At 34.5% G+C, this 24,829-nt stretch carries 16 protein-coding genes; 12 read left to right on the top strand and 4 right to left on the bottom strand.

Annotated features, from left to right (window positions below):
• Positions 1-135: 135 nt before the first annotated feature.
• Complete coding sequence (locus AAA923_RS06685; protein ID WP_338215693.1) at positions 136-930, bottom strand: hypothetical protein; 795 nt, start codon at positions 928-930, stop codon at positions 136-138.
• A gap of 271 nt (positions 931-1,201) precedes the next feature.
• Between AAA923_RS06685 and AAA923_RS06680 the strand changes: the two genes are divergently transcribed.
• Genes AAA923_RS06680 through pglX (AAA923_RS06665) form a run of 4 tightly spaced genes read left to right on the top strand, consistent with a single transcriptional unit; the run spans position 1,202 to position 9,717 of the window.
• A complete protein-coding gene (locus tag AAA923_RS06680) occupies positions 1,202-1,828 on the top strand; it encodes a DUF1819 family protein (protein ID WP_338215691.1) in 627 nt (208 codons plus the stop codon).
• A gap of 1 nt (position 1,829) precedes the next feature.
• Positions 1,830-2,411: a DUF1788 domain-containing protein gene (locus tag AAA923_RS06675; protein WP_338215688.1), complete on the top strand. Its 582-nt coding sequence runs from the start codon at positions 1,830-1,832 to the stop codon at positions 2,409-2,411.
• 17 nt (positions 2,412-2,428) lie between these two features.
• Positions 2,429-6,109: a BREX system P-loop protein BrxC gene (gene brxC, locus AAA923_RS06670; RefSeq protein ID WP_338215687.1), complete on the top strand. Its 3,681-nt coding sequence runs from the start codon at positions 2,429-2,431 to the stop codon at positions 6,107-6,109.
• 50 nt (positions 6,110-6,159) lie between these two features.
• The gene (pglX, locus tag AAA923_RS06665; RefSeq protein WP_338215684.1) at positions 6,160-9,717 is read left to right on the top strand and encodes a BREX-1 system adenine-specific DNA-methyltransferase PglX; all 3,558 of its coding nucleotides are present in this window, start codon (positions 6,160-6,162) and stop codon (positions 9,715-9,717) included.
• A gap of 65 nt (positions 9,718-9,782) precedes the next feature.
• On the opposite strand, the gene AAA923_RS06660 is transcribed toward pglX (AAA923_RS06665), so the two are convergent.
• Positions 9,783-10,874, bottom strand: a complete 1,092-nt coding sequence (locus AAA923_RS06660; RefSeq protein ID WP_338215683.1) for a tyrosine-type recombinase/integrase — start codon at positions 10,872-10,874, stop codon at positions 9,783-9,785.
• Positions 10,867-13,008 (bottom strand): BREX-1 system adenine-specific DNA-methyltransferase PglX, encoded by a 2,142-nt coding sequence (gene pglX / locus AAA923_RS06655; RefSeq protein WP_435890165.1) that lies wholly within the window; start codon positions 13,006-13,008, stop codon positions 10,867-10,869. The genes AAA923_RS06660 and pglX (AAA923_RS06655) overlap by 8 nt, the downstream gene beginning before the upstream one ends.
• A gap of 121 nt (positions 13,009-13,129) precedes the next feature.
• Here pglX (AAA923_RS06655) and pglZ point away from each other — a divergent pair, with 121 nt between their 5' ends.
• From pglZ to AAA923_RS06625, 6 genes are all read left to right on the top strand, one after another.
• The gene (gene pglZ / locus AAA923_RS06650) at positions 13,130-15,658 is read left to right on the top strand and encodes a BREX-1 system phosphatase PglZ type A (protein ID WP_338215681.1); all 2,529 of its coding nucleotides are present in this window, start codon (positions 13,130-13,132) and stop codon (positions 15,656-15,658) included.
• A gap of 15 nt (positions 15,659-15,673) precedes the next feature.
• A complete protein-coding gene (gene brxL / locus AAA923_RS06645) occupies positions 15,674-17,716 on the top strand; it encodes a protease Lon-related BREX system protein BrxL (protein ID WP_338215680.1) in 2,043 nt (680 codons plus the stop codon).
• A gap of 214 nt (positions 17,717-17,930) precedes the next feature.
• Entirely contained in the window at positions 17,931-19,703 is a 1,773-nt protein-coding gene (locus AAA923_RS06640; protein WP_338215679.1) for a GmrSD restriction endonuclease domain-containing protein, read from the top strand.
• Between the two features lie 24 nt (positions 19,704-19,727).
• Positions 19,728-20,537 (top strand): MerR family transcriptional regulator, encoded by an 810-nt coding sequence (locus AAA923_RS06635; RefSeq protein WP_338215678.1) that lies wholly within the window; start codon positions 19,728-19,730, stop codon positions 20,535-20,537.
• A gap of 70 nt (positions 20,538-20,607) precedes the next feature.
• The gene (locus AAA923_RS06630) at positions 20,608-21,273 is read left to right on the top strand and encodes a type 1 glutamine amidotransferase (protein ID WP_338215676.1); all 666 of its coding nucleotides are present in this window, start codon (positions 20,608-20,610) and stop codon (positions 21,271-21,273) included.
• 238 nt (positions 21,274-21,511) lie between these two features.
• Positions 21,512-22,474 carry a helix-turn-helix transcriptional regulator gene (locus AAA923_RS06625; protein WP_338215674.1) on the top strand — a complete coding sequence of 321 codons (963 nt, stop codon included), beginning with the start codon at positions 21,512-21,514 and terminating at the stop codon, positions 22,472-22,474.
• A gap of 45 nt (positions 22,475-22,519) precedes the next feature.
• Here the strand turns inward: AAA923_RS06625 and AAA923_RS06620 are convergent, their stop codons facing one another.
• Positions 22,520-22,759 (bottom strand): hypothetical protein, encoded by a 240-nt coding sequence (locus AAA923_RS06620; protein WP_137611264.1) that lies wholly within the window; start codon positions 22,757-22,759, stop codon positions 22,520-22,522.
• 644 nt (positions 22,760-23,403) lie between these two features.
• Between AAA923_RS06620 and AAA923_RS06615 the strand changes: the two genes are divergently transcribed.
• The gene (locus AAA923_RS06615; RefSeq protein ID WP_041501647.1) at positions 23,404-23,784 is read left to right on the top strand and encodes a YueI family protein; all 381 of its coding nucleotides are present in this window, start codon (positions 23,404-23,406) and stop codon (positions 23,782-23,784) included.
• A gap of 14 nt (positions 23,785-23,798) precedes the next feature.
• On the top strand, positions 23,799-24,779 hold the full coding sequence (locus tag AAA923_RS06610) for a ribose-phosphate diphosphokinase (protein ID WP_338215670.1): 981 nt from the start codon (positions 23,799-23,801) through the stop codon (positions 24,777-24,779).
• Positions 24,780-24,829: the final 50 nt, after the last annotated feature.

The following is a 24,829-nucleotide window of genomic DNA, read 5'->3' as shown; positions in this document are numbered from 1 at the left end:
GCTATGGGTTCAGAAATCTTGACCACTTGCTTAAAAGAATAAGACTGATTTGTGCATAGAAAAAGCACCTCAATTAAGAGGTGCTTTAGGCTCAAAATCATTCATCAATACGATTTGACAAAGAACCTTTTTTTTTTATAAAGCGTTATTGAATGGTTGAGCGCCATCAAGAAGAACATTTGAATCATTATCGTAGCGCCAACGGACTTTATCTTTTCCAGCAAAGAAATTATTGCCTTCAAAATCACTATTTACGACGTCAATAAAGGGTTCATCTTTGTAAAAGTCAAGGTTTTCGCCATTAACGGTTGATTCGCCAGAAACATAGAAATCACTGTATTCACTATTTTGAGTTGAATCAATGGCGAGATCGGTGAAGAACAATTTGGACTTTTCTTTAAGAATAAGCGAATAGGAAACGAATGAGTCTTTCAAGTAAGCAGTGGAATTGATTAGTTTTGGCATATGCATGTTTGAGCCAATGGAAATCAATTGACTATTTTCGAGGGATGTACTGGTGGCAGTTTTTTGACGATTTGAACGGATGTCAGAATTTTTGAGAGAAAGAAAAGAATTAGAGCAATAAATGGTGTCCCAAGAGGTGTCGTTTGAGCGGTCAATAATAACGTTGTTACAGTAAAGTTTTGCGCCTTCATATAATGCGAGCGTATTGCCTGTTTCATCATCATAAGTCATGACTAGATTTTCGAGAATTAGAGTTACATTTTTGCCAAAGAAGAGACCACCATTGATTTTTGTGGCTTTAGCATTGGCGTATTGGCCTTTGATAGTTAGGCTTTTTTTAAGGGATAAGAATATTGAGTGAGTTGCAAAATATTCGCCAGGTTTTAAGGAGATTGTGTCACCATTGTCAGCGGTTTGGATTGCATTATATAATTCATAGTCAGTTTTAACGTTAATTGTTTTCATAATTGACCCCCATGTTTTTGTTTATAGGTTCATTATAACAAGTGGTTATGACATAATATGGCGTAAAACTAGTAATGAAATATTATTTAATTATAATATTCATTACTAGTTTTTTTGTTTTACGAATGCATTTAATACAATACTTTTTGGAAAGGGATTTGAACAAAGTGCGATTCACAATTGATATAATTATTTGGTGAGGCTGGATTAAATATCATGGTAAATTTTTAAATATAGTTAAATAGGTAATATGATTGGATATAATGATTATATGGAAAGTAAATTATTTAGAGGTGATAATTTAATGGCAAAATATAGCGCGAATGTAGTCTCAGTATCTTTTTGGTATAGCGAGTTTTCTCAAATTGTAGACTTAGTTGTTAAAAGAAATACTTGGCCGGAAATAAAATCTATGGCAGTTGAGGATAATTACTTTAAACAGAGTTCTAAAGCAAGGTCTTTAGATATGTATCGACAGTTAAAATTGCGTATTGATACACTGGATACAGATTACTTAGAATTATTTTCATCTCTAGATATATCAAATCAAAAAATAATCAATTTAGTTTCAATTATGAATATAGACAAGCTCTTCAGTGAATTTATGTATGAATCGTTCAGAAATGAGCTATTGCTTGGCGATTCGAAATTATATGATTACGAAGTACAATCATTCTTCGATCGTAAACAAGCTGAGAATGAACAGGTCGCTGGTTGGACAGATGTTACTGTGAAAAGGTTGGCTGGTTCTTATCTAGCATTTTTAAGAGAAGCTGGTTTACTGACAGATGAGGGCGAATACGATGATGTAAAGCGTCCTTTAATAGATTTAAGATTACAAGACTTGATGGTAGAACAAAATGACAATGTGGCTTTAGCATCACTTTTAGGGAGATAACATGACTGATACTAATGAGAAACTAGAACATTTAAGAGAAAAAATTCGAACCAGTGACTTTCAACATAGTAGGGGATTATCAAATGAAGTTTCTTACTATATCTTGGCCTATGACCCACAGGATGAGCCGATAGTCGTTGAAGATATTAATAATATGAAGACGCAATTAAACCGAGAAACGGTTGGCGTAGATATTGTAGAATTCAACGTTTATCAAATTATGTGGGAATTGATTGATCAGATGGGTATTCGGGATGCAGTAATTGGTATGGAAGCTGAAGATGGAATCGATTATTTGGCTGAACAACTAAACAATGCTTTTGAGATGACTGATTCAAATAATAAATTTGTTCAATATATGCAAAATAAGTTGGCAGATAGAACCGATGTTGTGGTTTTTGTAACAGGATTAGGCCAAATATATCCATTAATCAGAGCACATAAGATTCTTAATACCATGCATCAAATTATTAGTGATATTCCGGTGGTATTATTCTACCCAGGAAAGTATGACAGTCTTAGCTTGAGTATGTTCGGGGAAGCTAAGGAAGATAATTATTATCGCGCATTTCAGATTAATTAAAAATAGAGGGATTAATAATGCAAATTAAAGACGTATTTTCGAAACCGATTAATCGTAATATCAAGGGCGTTATTACAATCGGTGATGATCAAGATAGCAATATCCAACAAGAGTTGGAAGAGTACGTTGTTACTAGAGAGTTGGAAACTCACTTTAGAAACTTTTTCAGTGCTTATGCAAAAAGTATCAATCATGATACGACAAATATGGGAGTCTGGATTTCTGGTTTCTTTGGATCTGGTAAATCTCACTTCTTAAAAATTCTATCGTATTTGCTTGAGAATAGAGAAGTTAATGGAAAGCGTGCCATTGATTATTTCCTAGACGACGATAAAATCAAGGATCAGATGACCATCAATGATATGCAACTAGCTACAACTGTTCCTAACGATGTCATGCTGTTTAATATTGATTCAAAAGCCAAAGATAGAAATAAATCTGAAGAAGAAGCCATTTTGAACGTCTTCTTGCAAGTATTTAATGAACAACAAGGACTTACAGGAACTAACTTCTGGATTGCTGATATGGAACGTAAACTTATTGAGAAAGGCCCTGAAGTTTATGAGGCTTTCAAGAATAAGTTTAAAGAAATCAATGGACAAGATTGGGTTGAGGCTAGAAATAGTTTTGCCTTTTACCTTGGAGCAATTAAAAAGTCCTTGGTTGAAATTGGTTATATGAGTGAAGAAGATGCTGCAGGGTTAATTGATCAAGTTAAGACAGTCTACCCAATTAGTGTTGAAAGTTTTGCCAAGATGGTTAATAAACATATTGAAAAACAAGCGGACGATTATCATATGATTTTCTTGGTTGATGAAGTAGGTCAATATGTTGGTGATAGCCCTAATAGAATGCTAAATCTGCAAAGTATTGTTGAAGATTTGGGAACATATACACATGGAAAAGCATGGGTAGTTGTTACAAGTCAGCAAGCAATCGACGAAGTTACGGATCACCTACAAGGACAAGATTTTTCTAAGATTCAGGGTCGTTTTAATACACGTATTGCTATGTCATCGGCTAACGTTGACGAAGTTATTAAGAAACGTTTGTTGGCAAAGACACCTGAAAGTAAGTCTGAATTAGAACAAATCTACGTTAAGAATCAACACAGTATTAATAATATTTTGACGTTTGATGGGGATGTTGAACGGAAGCGATTCGATAGTCCAGAGACATATGCTGATGTGTATCCATTTGTTCCTTATCAATTTAATTTATTGCAGGATACTTTGACGGCTATTCGTGAGAATGGTTCTGATGGTAAGCATTTGGCTAATGGTGAACGTTCAATGTTGGCTGTTTTCCAAGAATCAGCACAATTATTGGAAGAACGCGATATAAATACCATCGTGCCATTTAGCATTTTCTACAAGGGACTAGATCAGTTCCTCGATCACACTCACTTGATTGTTATTAAACATGCGATTGATAATGATGTTATTAATCCTAACGGTGAGGACAATCCTTTTGCAGTGCAAGTTTTGGAAACATTATTCATGGTTAAGTATGTTTCGAATTTTGATGCCACATTGAATAATATTGTCACTTTAATGATTGATTCCATTGATGTTGATAGAACTGTTTTGGAAGGCAAAGTTAAAGATGCCTTGCGTGTTCTGTTGAATCAGGAGTTGATTGAAAAAACTACTCATGGCTATGAATTTTTGACGGATGCTGAACAAGATATCAGTAAGCAAATTAACCGTCGTAGTGTTGATTACAGTGAAATTTCTAAGGCCATTGGTGAGTATTTGAGTAAGGATATCAGTAGAAGCTTCATTTATCCTAAACTGAATAAGAAATATACATTCAACTTTGATCGTTTTGTAGATGATCAACCAATGTCATCGGTTAACAGTACCTTGAGTATTAAGTTGAATACTATGGAAGGTGATTTCAATGGTGAGGAAAATGAATTGAAACGTATTTCCTTATCACCAGATCAACCACAAGTGATTGTTGACTTTCCAACTGAGGGTCAATATGTAGATGATTTACGTCAAGCATTGAAAATTCAAAAGTATTTGATGGATGCTAACAGCCAGCCAAATGATGAACGTTCAAAACGTATTATCGACTTGAAGGGTCTGGAACGTAATACTTTGAATGAAAAGGCTAGAGATGAAGTTAAGGATGCGTTGAAGGATGCTGATATTTATGTTCAGGGTGAAAAATATGAAGCTTCCGGTAAGGACTTCTTCAAACGTTTGGAAGATGCTCAAGTCTTACTAGTTGATGAAGTTTACCGTAATCTTAGTTATATTGATGTTACTGAGGACGATAAATCAATTGCCCGACTATTTAAAAAAGATAACGCGATGAATTTAAATACTGATGAAAATGCTCAAGCATTGCAAGCAGTAGATGATCAGATTAATCGACTATATTCTGGTCACAATCGTGTGTCATTGAAATCAATATTGGATAAGTTTACAGATATTCCATTTGGTTACCGTGATATTGAAATTAAGTGGTTAGTTGCCAAATTGTTTGTCCAAGCCAAGATTAAGTTATATGTAAATGGCGAGACAATCAGCTTGAGTACAACTTCAGATCCAACCAAGATTGCTGATTACTTTACTAAGAAAACATATGTCGACAAAGTTCAAGTAGAGCCAAGAACTGAAATTGACCCTAAGATTAAAAAGGACTTTATCGAAGTTGCTGATGAGGTATTCCACAAGAGAACCTTTATTAACAAAGAAGACGATGCTCTGGTTGATGAGTTGAAGAGTAGTGTTAGAAATTTATTGGATACTATTAAAACGTATCTAGGTGAGGCTTCTTATTATCCCGGACAAGATATACTACAAACTGGTCAAGATTTAATCCAACCACTTACTAGAACTGATCAAGGCGGTTTAGATACTGAAAGCTACTTCAAATATATTAGTGATAAGAGAGATCAACTTCTAGATTGGTCTGATGATATGGAAGAGTTTGGTATTAGTGAGTTTTATAGTAGTACTGAACAAAAGGATATTTGGAAGAATGCCAACTCAAGATTAAATGTTTATGCCAATTCTAAAGAATTTCTCAAGCATGAAGAAGTTGGACAGATTGTTGCTGAGATGAATAAAATTATTGGCTCAAACAGACCACAAGGAAAAGTTCAGAATCTTAATAAGATGGTTACTGATTTTGATAATGCATTTATGGCAGAATTTGATGCAAGATTGCAAGAGACTGAAGATAAGGTTAATGCGGATCGAAATAATGTACTGACTTATGCAGATAAGAACGGTGCTAATGGTGAATTTGAGAATAGGATTAATAGTGAGTTTGATAATTTAATTAGACAGGCTGTGGAGTCAAAAACGCTCAATGAAGTTGTAGCCATTGTTCCCGCTACTTCTGATTCACGTACTTCAATGTTACTTGAACAGATTGATAAATTTGTTTCAAAGCATGAGATTGAAGAAGCACGTAAGGCTGAGGAAGAAAGAAAGAGCAAACAGAATCAAGAAACTGAAAAACACAGTAATGACACAGAAACTCACAAAGTAGTTGATGTGGGCAAAAATCCTGTTGTAGAAAAGAAACCTGTAATTAAGCATATTAATATTAATAATTTACCTATTTCACGCTCGTGGAGAATTAAAAATGAAGAGGACCTTGATGTTCAGCTTGAACAATTGAAGAATGCTTTATTAAAACAACTACAAGATAGTGATGGGATTAACATCGATTTATAAAAAAATAGGTCATCCGGCTTGGATGACCTATTTGTGAGAAAGGGAAAGTAATGGATAAAACAGCAATAAAAAAGTTTGCTATTGATTCTCGTGAGAAGCTAATTAGTGAGATTAAGTTAAAGGCTGAAACATTAGGTATTACGGCCGACGGAGTTCGTGAAAAATTAGATATTTCAACAACCGAAGTTGAATATTATATTGATGATACTCACCCAGTTACAGGGTTAGATATTGGTAAAAGACAACAATTAGTTAAAGAGCTAAATAGACGAGCTAAAAAGAATGACTTTAAGACAGCCTTCAAAGATTTAGTTGAGGAAGTAGCTTATACATGGTTTAACCGGATTATTGCGATTAGATTCATGGAAGTTAATGATTATTTGCCAAGTAGAACCAATGTTTTATCAAGTACTCAAAACCGAAATGAACCTGATATTATGATGGATCCATTGAGTATTGAAGATTATCTAGGCGGATTTAATGATGCTGAGAAGGCATTAATAGAGAAGGCTAATGACACGCTAGATCCTAATGATATGGATGAACTATATCATATGCTTTTCATCAAGCAAGCTAATGCTTTGAACAGGAATCTGCCATATCTATTCGAAAAAACTAATAATTATGCGGAATTATTGTTCACTCCAAACTATCATAATGGTGTTATTAAACACTTAATTGACGATGTGAATGTTGATGATTTTGATGTTGAAAAAGGTGGTCAGGTTGAGATTATTGGTTGGCTTTATCAGTATTACAATACTGAACCTAAAGACTTGGCTTTCAAGAAGAAAAAATATACTGAATCCGACATTCCCGCTGTTACACAATTATTTACTCCTGATTGGCTAGTTAAATATATGGTCGAAAACTCACTCGGTCGTTATTGGATAGATATTCTACAAGCCAAAGGTGATGCCAGAAGTTCTAAGGAAATTGCTGAATCGTACGGCTGGAAATACTTTATGCCTGAAGCAAAACAGTCTGATGAAGCAAAATTAGAAATTCATTCAAATGTGGATGAATTAGCCAATGTTCAGCCTGAAGACATTACATTTCTCGATCCAGCCATGGGATCCGGACATATTTTAATTTACGCATTTAGTTTATTCATGAAAATTTATGAAACTGAAGGTTATGCCAAACGTGATGCTGCTAAAACTATTATTGAAAAAAATCTTTTTGGCTTAGATATTGATACACGGGCTTTCCAGCTATCATACTTTGCCTTAATGATGAAGGCTAGACAATATCATAGAAGATTTTTAACACTGGATATCAGACCTAATGTATTTGATATTCCCGAGTCTACTAACTTAGAAGTCGAAGATTTTGATTCAGTTATTTCTGATGAAGCTGTTAAAAATGATTTAAAGACGATTTTGGATTTGTTTAAAAATGGAAATGAATATGGATCTCTTATACTTTTCAAAAAACGTTTAAATTGGAATTTATTATTTGAAATTACTCATGAAGAAAATGAACATAGGCAACTTTCCCTTGAATCAATAGATTTAATGAATAAACAAAAAGAGCTTTATAATATTATTTCTGTTGCTAAAATACTTGATACCAAATTTTCAATTGGTGTTACAAATCCTCCTTATATGGGATCAGGAAAGATGGACTTGATCTTAAGTAAATATGTAAAGAAGATTTTTCCAAATAGCAAATCGGATCTATTTGCCACATTCATGGAACGGATGGGTGAATTGACGAAGAACAACGGTTATTATGCAATGGTTACCCAACACGCTTGGATGTTCTTATCAAGTTTTGAATCCTTACGTAATCACTTAAAACAGAAAACTCTAATTAATATGGCACACTTGGGAACACGTGCATTTGAAGAGATCGGTGGCGAAGTAGTTCAATCAACTGTTTTTGTGTATAAGAATCAAGAAGTGCCAAATTACGTTGGTACATATGAGAGATTGGTTGATTTCAATTCACAACAAAAAAAGCAAGCAGCCTACTTGAACGCTGTAAATGACAGTTCTGTAAATTATATTTATCGAACTAACCAAGCGAACTTTAGTAAGATTCCAGGGATGCCTATTGCTTATTGGGCCAGCGATAGACTTTTTGATGAATTTCTTTTAGATAAAGTTGAAACTAAATTTGCTTCAACTGGAAGATTAAAAACACATGATAATAAAAGATATCTCCGATATTGGTGGGAGATTATTCTACCGACAAAAAAATGGAAACTAATTCATAATGGAGGAATATTTAGAAAATTTTACGGAAATGAATTAGAACTCGTAGATTATTCAAATAATGCCTTAGCAAATTATCATGAACATGGTGGAGATATAGGAAAGTTATCGTCAAGCTTTGGAATTACTTGGAACTTAATAACCTCATCTACCCCTGGATTTAGATTTAAAGAAGAATTTTTACCAAATAGTTCGGGAGCTCCCACGATAGTGGCAACATCGAAGGACATCAACGAAACATTTTCAGAACTAGGATTCTTGAATTCTAAAGTTTCACAGTATATTTTGAATTTACTAAATCCAACATTGAATACAAACGTATCCAATGTACTGAGTTTACCGTATAAATTCAGTTCAAAAGCAGGAGCAATAACCGATGATTCTGTATTATTATCAAAATTAGAGTGGAATTCATACTCCGAATCCTTGAATTTTAAACGTCATCCGTTACTTCTTCACATCGCTGACGATAAGCAAAATGAAGTTGATGGTAAGCTTCAAAATGCATTCGGCATTTGGAAAGATGAAGCTCAATCAAGGTTTGATCAATTAAAGTCTAACGAAGAAGAACTTAATAAAATATTCATAGACTTATATGGATTAAACGATGAATTAACTCCAGAAGTAGAAGATAAGGATGTTTCTGTTCGTTTGGCAGATGAAGAAAGAGATATTAAATCCTTCTTATCATATTTCATTGGAGTTGTATTTGGACGTTATTCACTAGATACTAACGGATTAGCGTTTGCTGGTGGCGATTGGGATAGTGACAAGTATCGCTCATTTGTGCCAAATAAGGATAATATCTTGATGTTAAACGATGAAAAATACTTTGATGATTCTAGAGATATTATTAATAGATTGAAAGAGTTTTTAAAGGTTACTTTTGGTGAAGAATCATTGAGTACGAATTTGAAATATATAGCATCGATTGTTGGTAAAAAGGCTGACAATCCTGAGGATTCAATCCGTAGATACTTTGTAGAAGACTTTTTCAAGGACCATAAAAAGATATATCAAAAACGTCCAATTTACTGGGAATTTTCAAGTGGTAGAAATAACGGATTTAAAGCATTGATGTATCTACATAGATACGATGAAAATGAATTGGCAATGCTAAGAACTGATTATTTACATCCATTGCAAGGACGCTATGAGTCCAGATTAAATCAATTGAATTCTTTGTATGAGGTAGAAACGATTGCCAAGGAAAAGAAGAATATTGAAAAAGAACTTAAACATGTTACGAAACAGCTGGATGAAATACGCAAATATGACCAATCTATTCAACATTTAGCAAATGAAAAAATTAGTCTTGACCTAGATGATGGTGTTGTAGTTAATTATGATAAATTGCAAAATGGTGAAAATATCTTAAGCAAAATATAGTATAAAAAGGGGCTTTCTCATTGTGAGAAAGCCTCTTTTGTGCCAAAAAATGTGCCAATTAAATTTTAGTCATTGTTCGCCTTATTTAAAATGGTAATAATCTTATCTTGATCCTGATATTCAAGTTCTTTAATGATATGTAAATAGGTCGATTGTGTAGTCGTAACATTGCTGTGACCTAATCTTCTTGAGACAGATAAGATGCTTACACCCTCGTATAGAAGTATCGAAGCATGTGTATGTCTCAAACCATGGAAAGTTATCCTAGGTATTTTTAGCCTATTTAAAATATCGGTAAGTGAGTTATTTATTTCAGCACTGACCATAACATGATTTTTATTATCCATAAATATTGGTCGTTCGTTAGAAGGCTTTTTAAGATCAATAAAGCTTTTTATTTTTGCCGATGTAGTATCGTCAATTGATATTTGTCGCACAGATGCTTCATTTTTTGTTTTCATAAACCCTGTTTTATATTTATAGTCCCAGGTTTTATTGATATTAATTTTTTTATTTTTTATATCGATATCCCTAATTGTTAAACCAACAATTTCGCCGTATCTCATACCTGTCACAGCAGCTAAGTAAATTATCATTTCATCGGTACTGTAAGTATTCAGATTTTGTAACAATTTTTTCCAATCATTGTAATTTAGGAATTTTGATACTTTAGGTTTTTCTCGCCCGGTTATTACAGCTTTTCTTGTTGGATCAGTGGCAATGATTTTTGAATCAACGGCTTCAAGGATACAGGCACGAAGCTGTTTATGTAGGCATGATACAGTTCTCTTGGCATGTGTCTGGGCAAATTCATTTAGTTTTTCTTGATAAAGTGATTTGGTCAGTTCCTTTAGTTTAATATTATGAAATAATTCGAATGCATGTTGGGCTGTGTTTTGATATTTATTGTAGGTAATGGGGGTTACCACGTTTAATTTATATAATTTTATCCATCTCTCAAAATAATTAACCAGCGTTTCATCACCGGATTTAACTACATTTAAATTTGGATTATTAGCTTGCACTTTACTGGCAGCAAGGATTGCATCGGATTTTAATTGGAATCCGGACTTTCTTAATTTTTTGTATTTTCCGAGTTTATCTTTGTAAGAAATTTCATATTGCCATACATTTCCTCTTTTTTGATAGCTAACCATTAAAGTGACCTCCATTATTCACAATCTGAAATAATTTTGGCACAATATTGGCACTTTTGTTTGATTTTACAGGACATTTATAAGCTGATAATTTCTTATCGTCAGCGATGTGAAGAAGCAATGGATGATGTTCGAAATGCCAAGATTCCTCAGTACAAAAATATTGTTTTTTTACGATATCTATATTTGAACGTGATACCTCTAGTACATCATTTCTGAATACTCCCGGAATTACAGGTATATTTAAAACATATCCCGTTGGTAAATTTATTGTGGGATTTAAGAACTTAAAAACATATTCACTAACTTTGGAATTCAGAAGTGCTAATAGTGAATATATTGTACTCATATCATGCGGAATAATTTCTGGAGACGCAGTACCATATACAAATTTATCAAAAATACGGAATGAAGCTTTGTTTGAAGTTACATACGACCAAGATATTGCAGTTTTAAAATAACTACTTTTATCCCCACGTCTAACAGCTGAATTAACCTCACTTGGCGTATAAAGCTTTTTCAAGTTAATTGTGAAATCATCGTTTCCAAACCATCTTGCGTAATCCCCGCCCTTTGAATAGGGAACAAATTTTAAATTGCCTATTTCAAAATTATTTTCGATTTTATAATTTATATCACTAAAATTTATTTCATACCATCTAAAAATAAATTTTGAGTCTTTACCAGTTACTATTCCTGCCTTAGATTCAACGTATTTTCCAATATTTAAATCATTAAATTTATTTATAATAATATTACTGGCCCAATAGGCAATAGGCATCCCTGGAATTTTACTAAAGTTCGCTTGGTTAGTTCGATTATATCTATTGCCAGAGATTGGCACAGATTGTGGGACCTTTGACGTAGCATCGGCGGTTTTTATTTGATGATAGGTTCCAACAAACGCTGGTATATGCATATTTCTAACAATTGTCACAGCCGTACCAAATGCTATACCCATGACATTATTTTCCATATGCATTAGATTAGAAATAGTAAAATTGTTTAATAAATTAACTCTCATCTTTTCAAAGCTCGATAGGAACATCCAGGATTGCATAGTAACCATTGAATTATATCCACCCGGTAAAAGAGATTTGTTCCACCTTTCCATAAACATACCAAAGAAGTCAGATTTAGAATTAGGATAATTTTTTTTAGCATAACTACTGAGTGTTTTCCCCATTCTCGCAGATCCCATGTATGGAGGATTAGTAACCACGACATGGTACTTGTTCATCAATAGTTTTGCGGAATCCAATATTTCTTGCACCTTTTTGATAAGAGGCAATAGTTCGAAGGATAGTTGATTGCTATTAACTCTTTTTAGTTCTGCCTCAATTTCTTCAATCTGAAGATTACTCTCACTTATCAAAGAACCTAATTCATCACCAAAATTGAAATCGGTTATCAGCTGTTTAACTTGTTCGGATATTTCGGGAGATAATTTAGAAAGTAAAATTTCAAAGTCTTCCATTTTATAATCGTCTGCACCTGGAATATCATAAATATTCATTTTCACGGCACGTGTTAATGCACGCCTATTATATTGTCTAGCCTTCATCATTACGGCAAAATATGATAGTTGGAAAGCTCTAGTATCAATATCCAATCCATGAAGATTATTATCCATAATACGAGTAGCAGCGTCTCGTTTAGAATATCCTTCAGCCTCATAGATTTTCATCAACACATCAAATGCATATACTAAAATATGACCTGATCCCATAGCAGGATCAATAAGTTTTATATCCTCGACATTTAGATTCTCTAGTTTATAGTCATAGATCTTTAACTGTGACTCCACATCTTCTGGTTGTTTAGCGTCTTCCATATAATATTGCCAACCAAATTGACCAGCAATTTCTAATTCTGATCTGGAATCTCCTTTTTGTATCAAGGACTTAATCCATAACTTACCTAACGAATTTTCGACCATATATTTTACAATCCAGTCAGGCGTAAATATCTGAGTTGCTGATGCTATTTCAGTATCGCGATATTTATGTGACTTGGGTAATCCAATTACGTAGTCTTTAGGTTCAGTATTGTAATACTGATAAAGCCACCCAATAATTTCAACCTGGCCACCTTTTTCAACATCAAAATCGTCAACATTCACATCATCAATCAAGTGCTTAATAACACCATTATGATAGTTTGGAGTGAACGATAACCTATGCATCCAGTCGTATATGTTTTAGATAAATTATTGTATTATTAATATAGCTATTTTATTGAAAAGAGGCACAAATATGGCCGATGTGGATATTAATCAAGTTGTGGTAACACTTAAAGATAAGTTTGCCGGAAACAATCAATTTATTTTTTGGTTTGATGACGATGGGGAGTTCTCTGATAACATTACTGACTTAACTAATGCCTTAGACGGTGTGGCACAAGTCAAAGTTATGGAACCTGGACATCAAGTTCAAACTAAGCTAGATCTATTAGCTGTAGATAATAAACAGAAGGTTCTGGTTTACGCTCCATATCCACAACCTGAATTGGAACAAAACCATCTCAAGGATATGATTTCTTATTCCGAGACTTTTAAAGCTGATGCTATTGAAATATTACGTAAAGATTTGAATTTACCAAATAACTTACGTAGTTTTTTAAGAGATCACAAAACGTTCTTTGGTAGTAAAGAGCGTCAAAAACAATTTATGAAGTATGATCTCGAAAGTTATGAAACAAAACCTGAATTAGCAATTATGGCTTCAATCGTGAAGTCTAAAAAGAAAGTCATTTCATTCTTTGATATTTTTCAAGAAGTATTGATTGATGCTTTTGATAGTAATGAATATTTAGCAGAGTTTGAAAAATATGGGGTTCAAACTGACTTCTGGAATTATATTTCCGAACAATTCGGTTACGTTGATGAAAAACCACAAATGTTGAAATTGGCAGCTGGACTTTATATGACGATGGCATTTAGACAAATGGAGCTTGATGTGCCAACTAAGTATAAAGAATTTGATTTGAGTACTCGTTGGGCTAATGTTCAAACTTTTATGCAGCAATACAGTGATGTTTATCATGATGCTGAGGTAGACGAGTTTGCCAAGATAGCCAAAGAGGTTTGGAGCTTTGTTGACGGCAAGTCTGCTTTTTCAAAAATCAAAATTGATGATTTAGCCAAATCAGATGTTTTTGAAGATTTCGATCAGAAGATTCTCATGTGGATCCAGGATAGATTGAAGTTGGAAGATGTTGCCGCTGAAATTAATGGCTTGGATATTTCTAAAATTGCTAAGCAACGTAGTGAAATGCATTATGGAAATAAATATGACTTACTTTATCAAATCATGCGTAATGCTTGGCATATTGTACGAAGAGATAAAAATATGCCTTCCGATACATTAGAGGACATGATCAATGACTATGTTAACAATGATGGATATAAAGAAGATACATATTATCGTAAATTTATTTATTCATATCAAATGGCTAATAGTCCCGAAAACTTCAATGAAACTAAGGATTTAGTCGAGAATATTTATATCAATGACTATTTGAATAAATACATCAGCGCATGGAATGAAAAGTTTTCGTATTCTTCAGTCGATTCTCGTCATTTACAACGCAATTTCTATAAGAACCATATTGAACCAGAAACAAATCGTGTTGTTGTAATTATTTCCGATGCCTTTAGATTTGAAGCGGCCAAGGATTTGCAAACTCTATTAAGTCGCGATGATCAGATTACTAGTCAATCAATGGATTACATGATTACCGGGTTACCATCTGTAACTTATATGGGTATGCCATCGTTATTGCCCAACTCAAAGCTAGACTTTCAAGATAAAAAATTATTAGTTGATGGCAAAGAAGCTGTTAATTTAAATATGCGTGATCAAATTTTACGTGACAAGAATGAAAATAGTGCTGCCTATGCTTTTGATGACTTAAAAGGGGCCTCTAGTAAAGAAATTAAGGATAAGATTTCAGGTAAAGAAGTGATTTATATTTACCATAATCAGATTGATGCTATTTCTGACAATAACAAAACTGAGGATGATACGTTCAAAGCCACAGCTGATGCAATTGATGAGATAAGTAAATTGATTGCCAGATTACGGACGAATAGTGTTTCCCATATCATTGTTACAGCTGATCATGGATATATTTATCGTAATGACAAAGTTGTTTCTGGTGATAAGATTGAAATTTCAACTAATGCTGATGAAATCAAATCGCAACGTTATTTAATATCAGAGCGAGATATTAATGAACCAGGTGTTGGTCATCAAAAAATGGCTGATGTTTTGAATAATGATGACAAACGATTTGTCTATTATCCTAAGGCTGAGAATATCTTTAAATCTGCAGGGTCATTTAACTATGTTCATGGTGGATCCTCGATGCAAGAGATGATTATACCTTTATTGGATGTTAAGACGACTTCAAACAGATCAATGGCACATGATGTGGAATTACGATTAACGAATACCACTAATCGAATTACATCACTTGAGGTACCGATTAATTTGAACCAAGTGGAACCAATTAGTGCTACGGTAAATCCGGTTGAATATCGTGTTTACTTTGAAGATGAGGATGGACGAGCAATATCAGGTCCTGTTTCAGTTAATGCCAATAGTGATTCCAAAGATGTAAAGGATAGATTCTATAAGATTCGTGTAACGTTAGCAGATCAGAAATATGATAAGTCTAAGAAATATTACCTAGTGATTGAAAATACCAAAAATGATACTAGAAATAAGATTGAATACATTATGGATATCGCAATTCAGGGTGGTTTCGGATTCGATATCTAATTGGATGGGGTGCGCATGACTAGTCAAAATGACGATCTATTAGATAAATTATTGGAATTTCTTCCGGGAAGATTTGTTCGCAAAGATTTAACTAACCGCATTAAAGAAGGTGCCAATGTTCCAACGTATGTTTTGGAATATTTGTTGGGATTGTACGCCAACAGTACTGATGAAACACAGATTGAACGTGGTGTTGAAAATGTTAAGAAGACGCTAGCTAATAATTATGTCCGTCCGGATGAGGCTGAAAAAGTTAAGTCTAAAATACGTGAACTGGGTTCCTACACTGTCATTGATAAATTAACCGTAAAGTTGAATGAAAAGGCTGATCGTTATGAAGCGGTCTTTAGCAATTTAGGTATCGACCATGTGGTTGTTGATAGCCGCTATCCTGAAGAATTTGAACGTTTACTCGGTGGCGGTATTTGGTCAATTGTTCGCTTGAATTACGAATATGATGAGAGTGAGCACGATAAATCGCCCTTTATTATTGATTCATTGACACCGATTCAAGTTGCTGGTTTGGATATGAAAGAAATCTTTAATGCGAGAGAACATTTTACAACTGAAGAGTGGGTCGACTTAATTTTACGTACCATCGGTATGGAACCGACAATCTTTACAGAACGCGAAAAATGGCTGTTCTTAGCTAGATTGATTCCATTCGTGGAGAACAACTTCAACTTGGTTGAACTAGGCCCTCGTGGGACAGGAAAGTCACATGTGTATAAAGAACTATCACCTAATTCAATTTTAGTTTCTGGGGGACAGACTACTGTCGCTAATCTTTTTTACAATATGAGTCGTCATCAAGTTGGATTAGTTGGTATGTGGGACATCGTTGCCTTTGATGAAGTTGCTGGTATTAAGTTTAAAGATAATGATGGTGTTCAGATTATGAAGGATTATATGGCATCGGGCTCATTTTCACGTGGTAAAGATGAGATTCAAGCCAGTGCATCAATGGTCTTTGAGGGTAATATTAATCAAAGTATTGATGTTATTATGAGAACTTCACATTTGTTTGAACCATTTCCTGAAGTCATGGCTAATGATTCAGCGTTCCTAGATCGAATTCATGCTTATATTCCTGGCTGGGAAATACCAAAGTATAAACCATCATTCTTCACGAAAGGATATGGACTTATTACCGATTATTTTGCCGAGGTTATGCGTGAATTACGTAAACAATCATTTGGTGATGCAATTGATAAGTATTTCAAATTAGGTAGTCAGTTGAATCAACGGGATACGATTGCTGTAAGAAAGACTGTTTCAGGAATGTTGAAGCTGATTTATCCTAACGAGCAATATGAAAAAGAAGATGTAGAACAAGTTCTGCAGTTTGCTTTGGAATTGCGCCGTCGTGTTAAAGAACAATTGAAGAAAATCGGTGGTATGGAATTTTTCGATGTTAATTTTTCTTATATCGACAATGATACTTTCGAAGAACATTTTGTTGCTGTACCAGAAAAGGGTTCAATGAGTTTAATTCCTGAAGGTACTGAGAAGCCGGGTCAAATTTATACTGTTAATTATGATAAGAATGAACGACTGAGTTTATTTGAAATTGAATCACAGATGATTTCTGGTAGTGGAAAATTTGAAAAGACTGGTATTGCTGGTAATCGTCAAGCAGGTGAGGCAATGGACACTGCTTATAAATATTTAAAGGCTAACTCTCATTCAATTAGTTCAAAAATCAGCTTGAGTACCCATGATTATGTTGTTAATGCTGTTAATTTAAACAATGCTGAGATGACAGAACATTTATCACTCTCAACTTATATTGCCTTAGTTTCAATCTCAATTGGTAAGCCTACGGTTGATAGCTTAGTTATTTTAGGTGAGCATACGATTGGCGGGTCAATTAAAAAGCCTGACAATTTGGCTGATGCATTACAAGTTGCCTTGGATAGTGGAGCTAAGAAAGTCCTGCTGCCTAATACATCAGCTGCTGATTTGTCGACTGTTCCAGCGGATTTAATGGGATCGTTTACCTTAATTTTCTATGATACTGTGGAAGATGTAGCGTTTAAGGCATTTGGACTACAATAAATTAAAATATTGGTTGAAAAAGGTAATACGTGATATTATTACTTTTGTAAAAGCCAATCCCTCCATTCCCACATTTGTGGCAGGTACGTCCTGATTAATGGAGGTTTTTTTATGTCCAGATATATATTTATTCCGTTACTTAATTGTGACGGTATTTTTTTATCGAAAATGTAATAAAATTGATGTTGAGGATTTAATTTGGGGGATTTGCAAGATGAATAATATAGAATCAAGAAAATATAGAGTTCAAAATACTTCTGTTGGAACATTGTTAAATTGGATCAGTAGTGGTGAGATAGGCTTGCCAGAATTACAGAGACCTTTTGTGTGGAGTTCTGTTAAGGTTCGCGATTTTATAGATTCACTATATAATGGTTTTCCGGTTGGATATATCATTACTTGGAATAACCCGAGCATTCATTTGAAAGATGGCAGTATCTCAACGGGTAAGAAAATCATGATTGATGGACAACAACGTGTTACGGCTCTACGTGCGGCAATTGCTGGCGAGAAGGTTATGAATTCCAAGTTTCAATATAAACGTATTAGAATTTCATTTAATCCTATCGAAGAAAAATTTCAAACATTCAATGGTGCAATTGCTAAGGATCCACAATGGATTCCCGATATTTCGGTGCTGTTCAGTAGTGAATTTCATGAATGGGATTTTATTCCAACGTTTGCAAAAAATAGTGGAACTGATCCCAACGATATTGCAGAAGCAGTTAAAAAGATTTTGCAATTGATCAACAATGATATTGGTAATATTGAATTAGATGCAAGTTTGCCGATTGAATCTGTTACTGAAATATTTAATAGAATAAATTCTAAAGGAACTGAGTTATCGACAGCCGATTTTATAATGTCAAAACTTTCGTCCGATACTGAGCATGATGGCAACAATATCCGAAAATGTGTTGAATATTTTTCCCGTTTGTTAGCCGATCCATTATCGATTGATTCGATAGCTAATAATGATAAAGAATTTTTGAATACTGAATATTTTTCATTAATCAAATGGGCTAAAAATGAAAATTCAAACTTGTACAATCCAAGATTTGGAGATTTATTTCATGTCGTTTTAGGGTTTGAATTTGGACGTGGTAAACATTCAGATTTAGTAAGCTTGATTTCTGGACGGGAGTTTAAGAGTAGAACCTTTACAGCGGAAGCTATGTCTGATGCCTATACTCATTTAAAACACGGTGTCGAACAAATGGTAAATCAATCTAATTTTGAACGATACATTATGATTCTTAAAAGTTTAGGTATGTGCGATAATGGTGTGCTTGGTTTGAACGGTATGGGTGTATTGAATTTTGGATATTCACTTTATTTATTTTTAAAGAATAAGAATGATTTATCTGAAAGTGAAATAGAGTCAATCGTTAAACGTTGGGTTGTCATGTCAGCTTTAACTAATAGGTATAGTGGGTCTTCAGAATCAAAGAGTGAGATGGATATTAAGTTATTTATCAATGATGATCCTCAAGAGATTGTTGATAGAATTTCCAAACAAGAATTGTCGGATGATTTTTGGAACGTAACTTTGCCAAATAAGTTGGAAACATCATCAACGGCAGCTAATGTTTGGAGAATTTTCCAAATGTCACAAGTACGTGCTAACGATTTAGCTTGGCTAGAGAAAGATCATCGTGTTTCTAGTCTGATAGAGAATCAAGGAAACGTACATCATATTTTTCCAAAAGCATATCTAAAAGCTAAGAACTTTTCACAACAGCAATATAATCAGGTAGCTAATTATACTTGGTTAACACAACCTCGTAATTTGTTAATAAGCGATAAAGCACCACAAGAATATTTGCATGATACACAAGTGACAGAATTTATGAGTGATGAATCATTTGAGAAAAATGCTATTCCCAAGGAATTAATGAATTACGACTTTAATGATTACAATAAGTTTCTTGAAAATAGACGTCACTTGATGTCGCTTAAGATTAAACAGTACTTTACAACACTATAATTTTTTTAAAGTTAGGAGGTAACTATGCTAAAAATAAGTGAAATGGCCAAACTAGCCAACACAACTAGACGAACTCTGATTTTTTACGATGAAGAGGGAGTATTTCAACCCAAATCCCGCAACGTTGCTGGCTATCGCTATTATGAATACAGTCAGTTATACGATTTGTTATTCATTTTAGGATTAAAGAAAATGGGTGTGTCTTTGAGTCGCATCAAAGAATTACAATCCACGACGGATAAAGCTATGGTCAATGAATTATTGGATGTTCAAGCAAGTATCGATTCTAAAATTGATGAATTATCGAAGATTAAAAATGTTGTAGCGCAAAAATTGAATAAAGAAACTGAGTTAGAAGTGCCATTGTATCAGGCAATGGCACTCCAACGTCCCCGAGTCGAATTTTGGTGTTCAAAAGCATCAGTATCTTGTACCGCTGAAGAAGTTGCTGAATTATTCTCTAGTTTTTATCAACAATTAGATACCTTGGCTTTGATGGATGGTTCACAATCAGGATTTTTGACTGATTTACCTGGAGCACAAGCTGATTTATACGCAGACGCTGGCTTTAGAGTAATCAAGGAATCCACGACTAATAACAGTGGGAAAGCTATGCCTAAGATTGAAAAGCAGGCTGGGAAATATGCAGTTGTTAAAGTTGAGAATAATACTCCGGGAATTTGTAAAGGTTTGAAACAATTAAATGAATTTTGTGTAAAGAACAATTACAAATTGAATTCTGATTTATGGCAAATGGATACTGGAGATGAATCATTGAAAGAGCATGGCGGCACCAAGTTTGCGTTTTTAGAATATTTGATTGAGGCAGCGTGATATACTTATTTCATCTTGGGATATTGGCGATACCCAAATCAAACATTGCCGTTGATGTGAAAGGATTCTTATGAGAATAAACGTTTTGCAACATACACCAAATGAAGGACCAGGGATGATTCAGGATTGGTCACGAAAGAATGGTCATGAAATGTATATTTATCATCCTTATCAATTCGGTTATTTACCAACCGCTGAAGAAACTGACATGCTTGTAATTTTAGGCGGACCCATGAGTCCTAATGATGATTTACCTTGGATCGAACAAGAGCGTGAGTTGATTCAAACGTTGATGGATCAGGAAAAACCTATCTTTGGGGTTTGTTACGGTGCCCAACAGATTGTTAAGACTTTGGGATATGACGTTACCAAGGCTCCAGCTAAAGAAGTTGGTTTTGCGCCGGTTTATCGACGTGATGTAAAGTTTCTTAATATTCCTGAGGAGTTAAATGTCTTACATTGGCATGAAGAAATGTTTGAAATTCCTGCTCAAGCTCAATTGTTATTCTCAAGTGATAAGTTGGAGAATCAAGGTTTCATAATGAATCATCGTATTGTTGGTTTACAATTCCACTTGGAACCTAAGGCTGACAATGTGCGTGAAATGGTTGTGAATGATTTTCCATATATAAAAGATTCAGTTTTGAATCAAACAAGTAAAGAAATTTTACAAACTAAGATTTCTGATGATAATAAACAAACGCTTTATAAATTGTTAGATTTCATAACAATTTAACGTACTGATACAAATAAGAGCTGTAATCCCCAATCGGATTGCAGCTCTTATTTGCGTTAATATTCAAAAACCAATCTCGCCTTTTTTCAAATTAAACTAATATTTTTTGAAGAAATTTTGTTAAGCCATCTGTATCGCCATAATGTGACACCCCCAGATGATAGTCTGAATTTTGTTACAAGGATTAATCAGTAAGCCATTTGAGAAATCCTGAGTATCAAAAAGTGGGGATAAACAAATGAACAGTAGTGAACGGATTGTTAATATATTGATGAGAATGTTACGAGGCGGGAAAATCGATTTCGATAATTACCGAGCCACCTATGGAAAATCTGGACGGACTTTCCACAGGGATTTGGAGGCAATTAGGAATAACGAGGATTTTTCAGCCAGATATGTATTGCACTACAATACTGTCCAAAAGAAATATTATGTTACTAATATTGGAGTTATAGATTCAGCTGAAGTTTTGGCTATTTTGAAAATTTTAATTGGTAGCCGAGCCTTAAGTAAAAAGGAATTAAACGATGTAACCGAACAATTGTTGGAGTCTGTTGCGACCGAGGATCAATCAAATATAAAAACACTTTTAACAACGACGAGTGAAAGTTATATTCCAGCTGTGGACGGATTAATTTTTCCAAGAGTCAAGCAATTTTCAGATTGGATCATTGCTAAGAAGTCGATTACTTTCAAATATAATGGAGTTTCCAACGGAGCTAATGTTTTGGGGTCGCAAGTAGGGGTACCTTTGAGCATGTATTATGATAACCATCATTTTTATATAATGATGTATTTGATTGATGCCGACAAAACTTTTCTTTACCGCATGGATCAGTTTGGAAAAATTGTTCCTAATGGAAAGGCAGTCAACGTCCCGGCAGATAAACGGCCTGATATTGGTCGCATGATTAATAAAACCTTTTTGTTAAGCGGCGGAAATCATATTCATTATAAATTTAGTTATGAGGGTAATGAGCAGGTGACATTGGAGAACGTGCCTAATTCACATCTTTCTAGTGATGATGACCCAGAGAATACAGATATGACAATTGTTGAAGGGGATTTGTTCTCAGAAGGAGCCTTATTGTGGGTGTTGAGTCAGGGTGCACAGGTTAAAGTTCTAGGACCACAATCTTTAATCGAGAGATTGCGTAAAGAATTGAAGAAAACTTTGGAATACTATTCAGATGATAAATAAAAAAACTCCAAATCCGACAGGATTTGGAGTTTTTGAACTAATAATCTAAATTTTTTTCTTCAAGTGATATTGAACAATACTAGAATCAGAATCTTTAAGGTGAGATTTCTCATCTTTAGCAAAGTAAACAGCAAAACTCTTATTATCGCTAACATCCTCAGCGATAATTAGGGATGATTCATACGGATCTTTTGCCTTGTAGATTTGTGCTCCACGGACAGCTTCGCCGTAATCTTTTGAATTAGCAATTGCATCGCCGGGATTAAAAAATACCATTTCGTCCATAAGTAACACATCCTTTCTCTTTGCCATTATTATACAGCTAAAGGCTTAGGACATACAAAGCGTTACAATTATGGCCATCTCCAGAGCTGAGAAATATTCACCTGCTATGCGGACCGTTCCGAGCCAAAGAGCGGTCTCGAACCTCGGTTTGAAGCCTCGCAAAAAACGCGAGTCTCCAAACACGCCCGGTGGTGTAATGGCTAAAGCCATAACGCCACGCCCACAGCGGGTGAATATTTCTCAGCTCTTCCGACTAGTTATCAGCTATTTTTTAATAAATTGGATGTAAATAATTTGTTCTTTTTTGTATAGTTCATTCGGATATGTTTATTAATAGAATTTAAAAGAAATTAAGAAGTATATTTCAATGAGAGTAATATCCAAATCCGTTGAATTAAAAACCAATTAGCCTTCGGGTGTGAGAAATCTGCCAGCAGTGAAGATAGTATAAGGACGCAAGTCCTTATACTATGGACGACTTTTGAGACGCGGTTTTCGGCTCAAAAGCGAGACTCGAGACCGAACTTTGGCTCGAGTCGGTCCCACAGCAGGCAGAATTTCTCACACCCGAAGGCGGCAATAAAAAGGAGTTTTCTTTTAATACAACAACATTTTAGATATACTATGGCGTATGGAGGGCAAATATGACTAACGTTGAAGATTACATCAAAGATAATATTTTTGGGAAACCGCAATTAAAGCCTGATGAGAAGAACAAATTCTTAGGTAACTTTGCCGAACGTGTTGCAATCGCTTTAACGGTTGCACAGCTTAAAAACGAGGAAAATCAAGCGACAGTTGAAAGCGTTATGAAAAAATATCCAGGGTATCATCTTTATCTAAATGGAAAAATAGATTCATATATACTGGATAATTACCTCCGTTTGAGTGTAAAATTAAAGTATAAGTTTACAATAGTTTCACAATCGGGAATGCGTAATCGAGACCGTCAATTGACTGATAATGACATGGGATTGGTTATTGCTAACGAGGGTAAACCTGTTGATAGACCAGTGCTTATATAATTTTGGAGGACAATATGTCTAATAATGCATTAGATAAAATTGCTTTACTTTCTTTAAATGGTAATAAACCATTAGCTAAGAGAATTTCTGATTACATGGGAGTTCCATTGTTGGATGCTTCCGTTTCACACTTTAGTGATGGCGAAATTAACATTCAAATCAATGAAAGTATTCGTGGAAGAGACGTTTACATTATCCATTCAGTTTCAGATCCCGTAAATGACAACTTTATGGAATTGATGATTGCTGTTGATGCATTGAGACGTGCTAGTGCTGCAACAATCACTTGTGTCTTGCCATATTTTGCATATACTCGTTCAGATAGAAAGTCTCGTTCAAGAGAACCTATCTCAGCTAAGTTATTTGCTAATATGTTGGAATTAGGTAGCGTTGATCGTGTTATGGCACTTGATATGCATGCTGACCAAATTCAAGGATTCTTTGATATTCCTGTTGATCACTTGCGTGCAATGCCAATTTTCGCTAGCTATTTCGAAAAGAAAATCAAGAACCCAGACGATTTCGTCTTTGTAGCTCCTGATCACAATTCAACAAAACGTGCTCGTTCATTGGCTGAAGTCTTTGGCTCACAAATTGCAATTGTTGATCAAAGATCGACAGAAGATGAAGAAGTTGTTCCTGATATTATCGGTGATGTTGAAGGTAAACAATGTGTTATCGTTGATGACTTGATTGATACCGGAACAAGAATGGTTAATAGTGCTAAAGCTGTTGAAGCTGCTGGTGCCAAAACTATTTCTGCTGCAGCAACACACCCAATCTTTTCTAAAGATGCTGCCAAGAGACTAGAAAATTCTATCTTGATGGAAGTTTTAGTTTCTGACTCAATCGTTATTCCAGATGAATGTCAATTCGACAAACTTAAGATTTTGTCAGTGACAGATCTAGTTGGCGATGCCATTCGTATGACAGAAATGAATGAATCAATCGATTCATTGTTTGAAGTACGTGATAGCTATACAGAAATCAAATAGTTACTCGGCCGTCTCCAGATATGAGAATATTCACCTGCTATGCGGACCGG

The sequence above is a fragment of the Companilactobacillus muriivasis genome (assembly GCF_036246245.1).
Taxonomy (GTDB): domain Bacteria; phylum Bacillota; class Bacilli; order Lactobacillales; family Lactobacillaceae; genus Companilactobacillus; species Companilactobacillus muriivasis.
Note: the sequence above shows the minus strand (reverse complement) of the source record. Positions and strands in the feature narration are given on the sequence as shown.

Coding starts and splice junctions, on each gene's coding strand:
- AAA923_RS06685 (WP_338215693.1), bottom strand. CDS start 930: ATGAAAACAATTAACGTTAAAACTGACTATGAATTATATAATGCAATC.
- AAA923_RS06680 (WP_338215691.1), top strand. CDS start 1,202: ATGGAAAGTAAATTATTTAGAGGTGATAATTTAATGGCAAAATATAGC.
- AAA923_RS06675 (WP_338215688.1), top strand. CDS start 1,830: ATGACTGATACTAATGAGAAACTAGAACATTTAAGAGAAAAAATTCGA.
- brxC (WP_338215687.1), top strand. CDS start 2,429: ATGCAAATTAAAGACGTATTTTCGAAACCGATTAATCGTAATATCAAG.
- pglX (WP_338215684.1), top strand. CDS start 6,160: ATGGATAAAACAGCAATAAAAAAGTTTGCTATTGATTCTCGTGAGAAG.
- AAA923_RS06660 (WP_338215683.1), bottom strand. CDS start 10,874: ATGGTTAGCTATCAAAAAAGAGGAAATGTATGGCAATATGAAATTTCT.
- pglZ (WP_338215681.1), top strand. CDS start 13,130: ATGGCCGATGTGGATATTAATCAAGTTGTGGTAACACTTAAAGATAAG.
- brxL (WP_338215680.1), top strand. CDS start 15,674: ATGACTAGTCAAAATGACGATCTATTAGATAAATTATTGGAATTTCTT.
- AAA923_RS06640 (WP_338215679.1), top strand. CDS start 17,931: ATGAATAATATAGAATCAAGAAAATATAGAGTTCAAAATACTTCTGTT.
- AAA923_RS06635 (WP_338215678.1), top strand. CDS start 19,728: ATGCTAAAAATAAGTGAAATGGCCAAACTAGCCAACACAACTAGACGA.
- AAA923_RS06630 (WP_338215676.1), top strand. CDS start 20,608: ATGAGAATAAACGTTTTGCAACATACACCAAATGAAGGACCAGGGATG.
- AAA923_RS06625 (WP_338215674.1), top strand. CDS start 21,512: ATGAACAGTAGTGAACGGATTGTTAATATATTGATGAGAATGTTACGA.
- AAA923_RS06620 (WP_137611264.1), bottom strand. CDS start 22,759: ATGGACGAAATGGTATTTTTTAATCCCGGCGATGCAATTGCTAATTCA.
- AAA923_RS06615 (WP_041501647.1), top strand. CDS start 23,404: ATGACTAACGTTGAAGATTACATCAAAGATAATATTTTTGGGAAACCG.
- AAA923_RS06610 (WP_338215670.1), top strand. CDS start 23,799: ATGTCTAATAATGCATTAGATAAAATTGCTTTACTTTCTTTAAATGGT.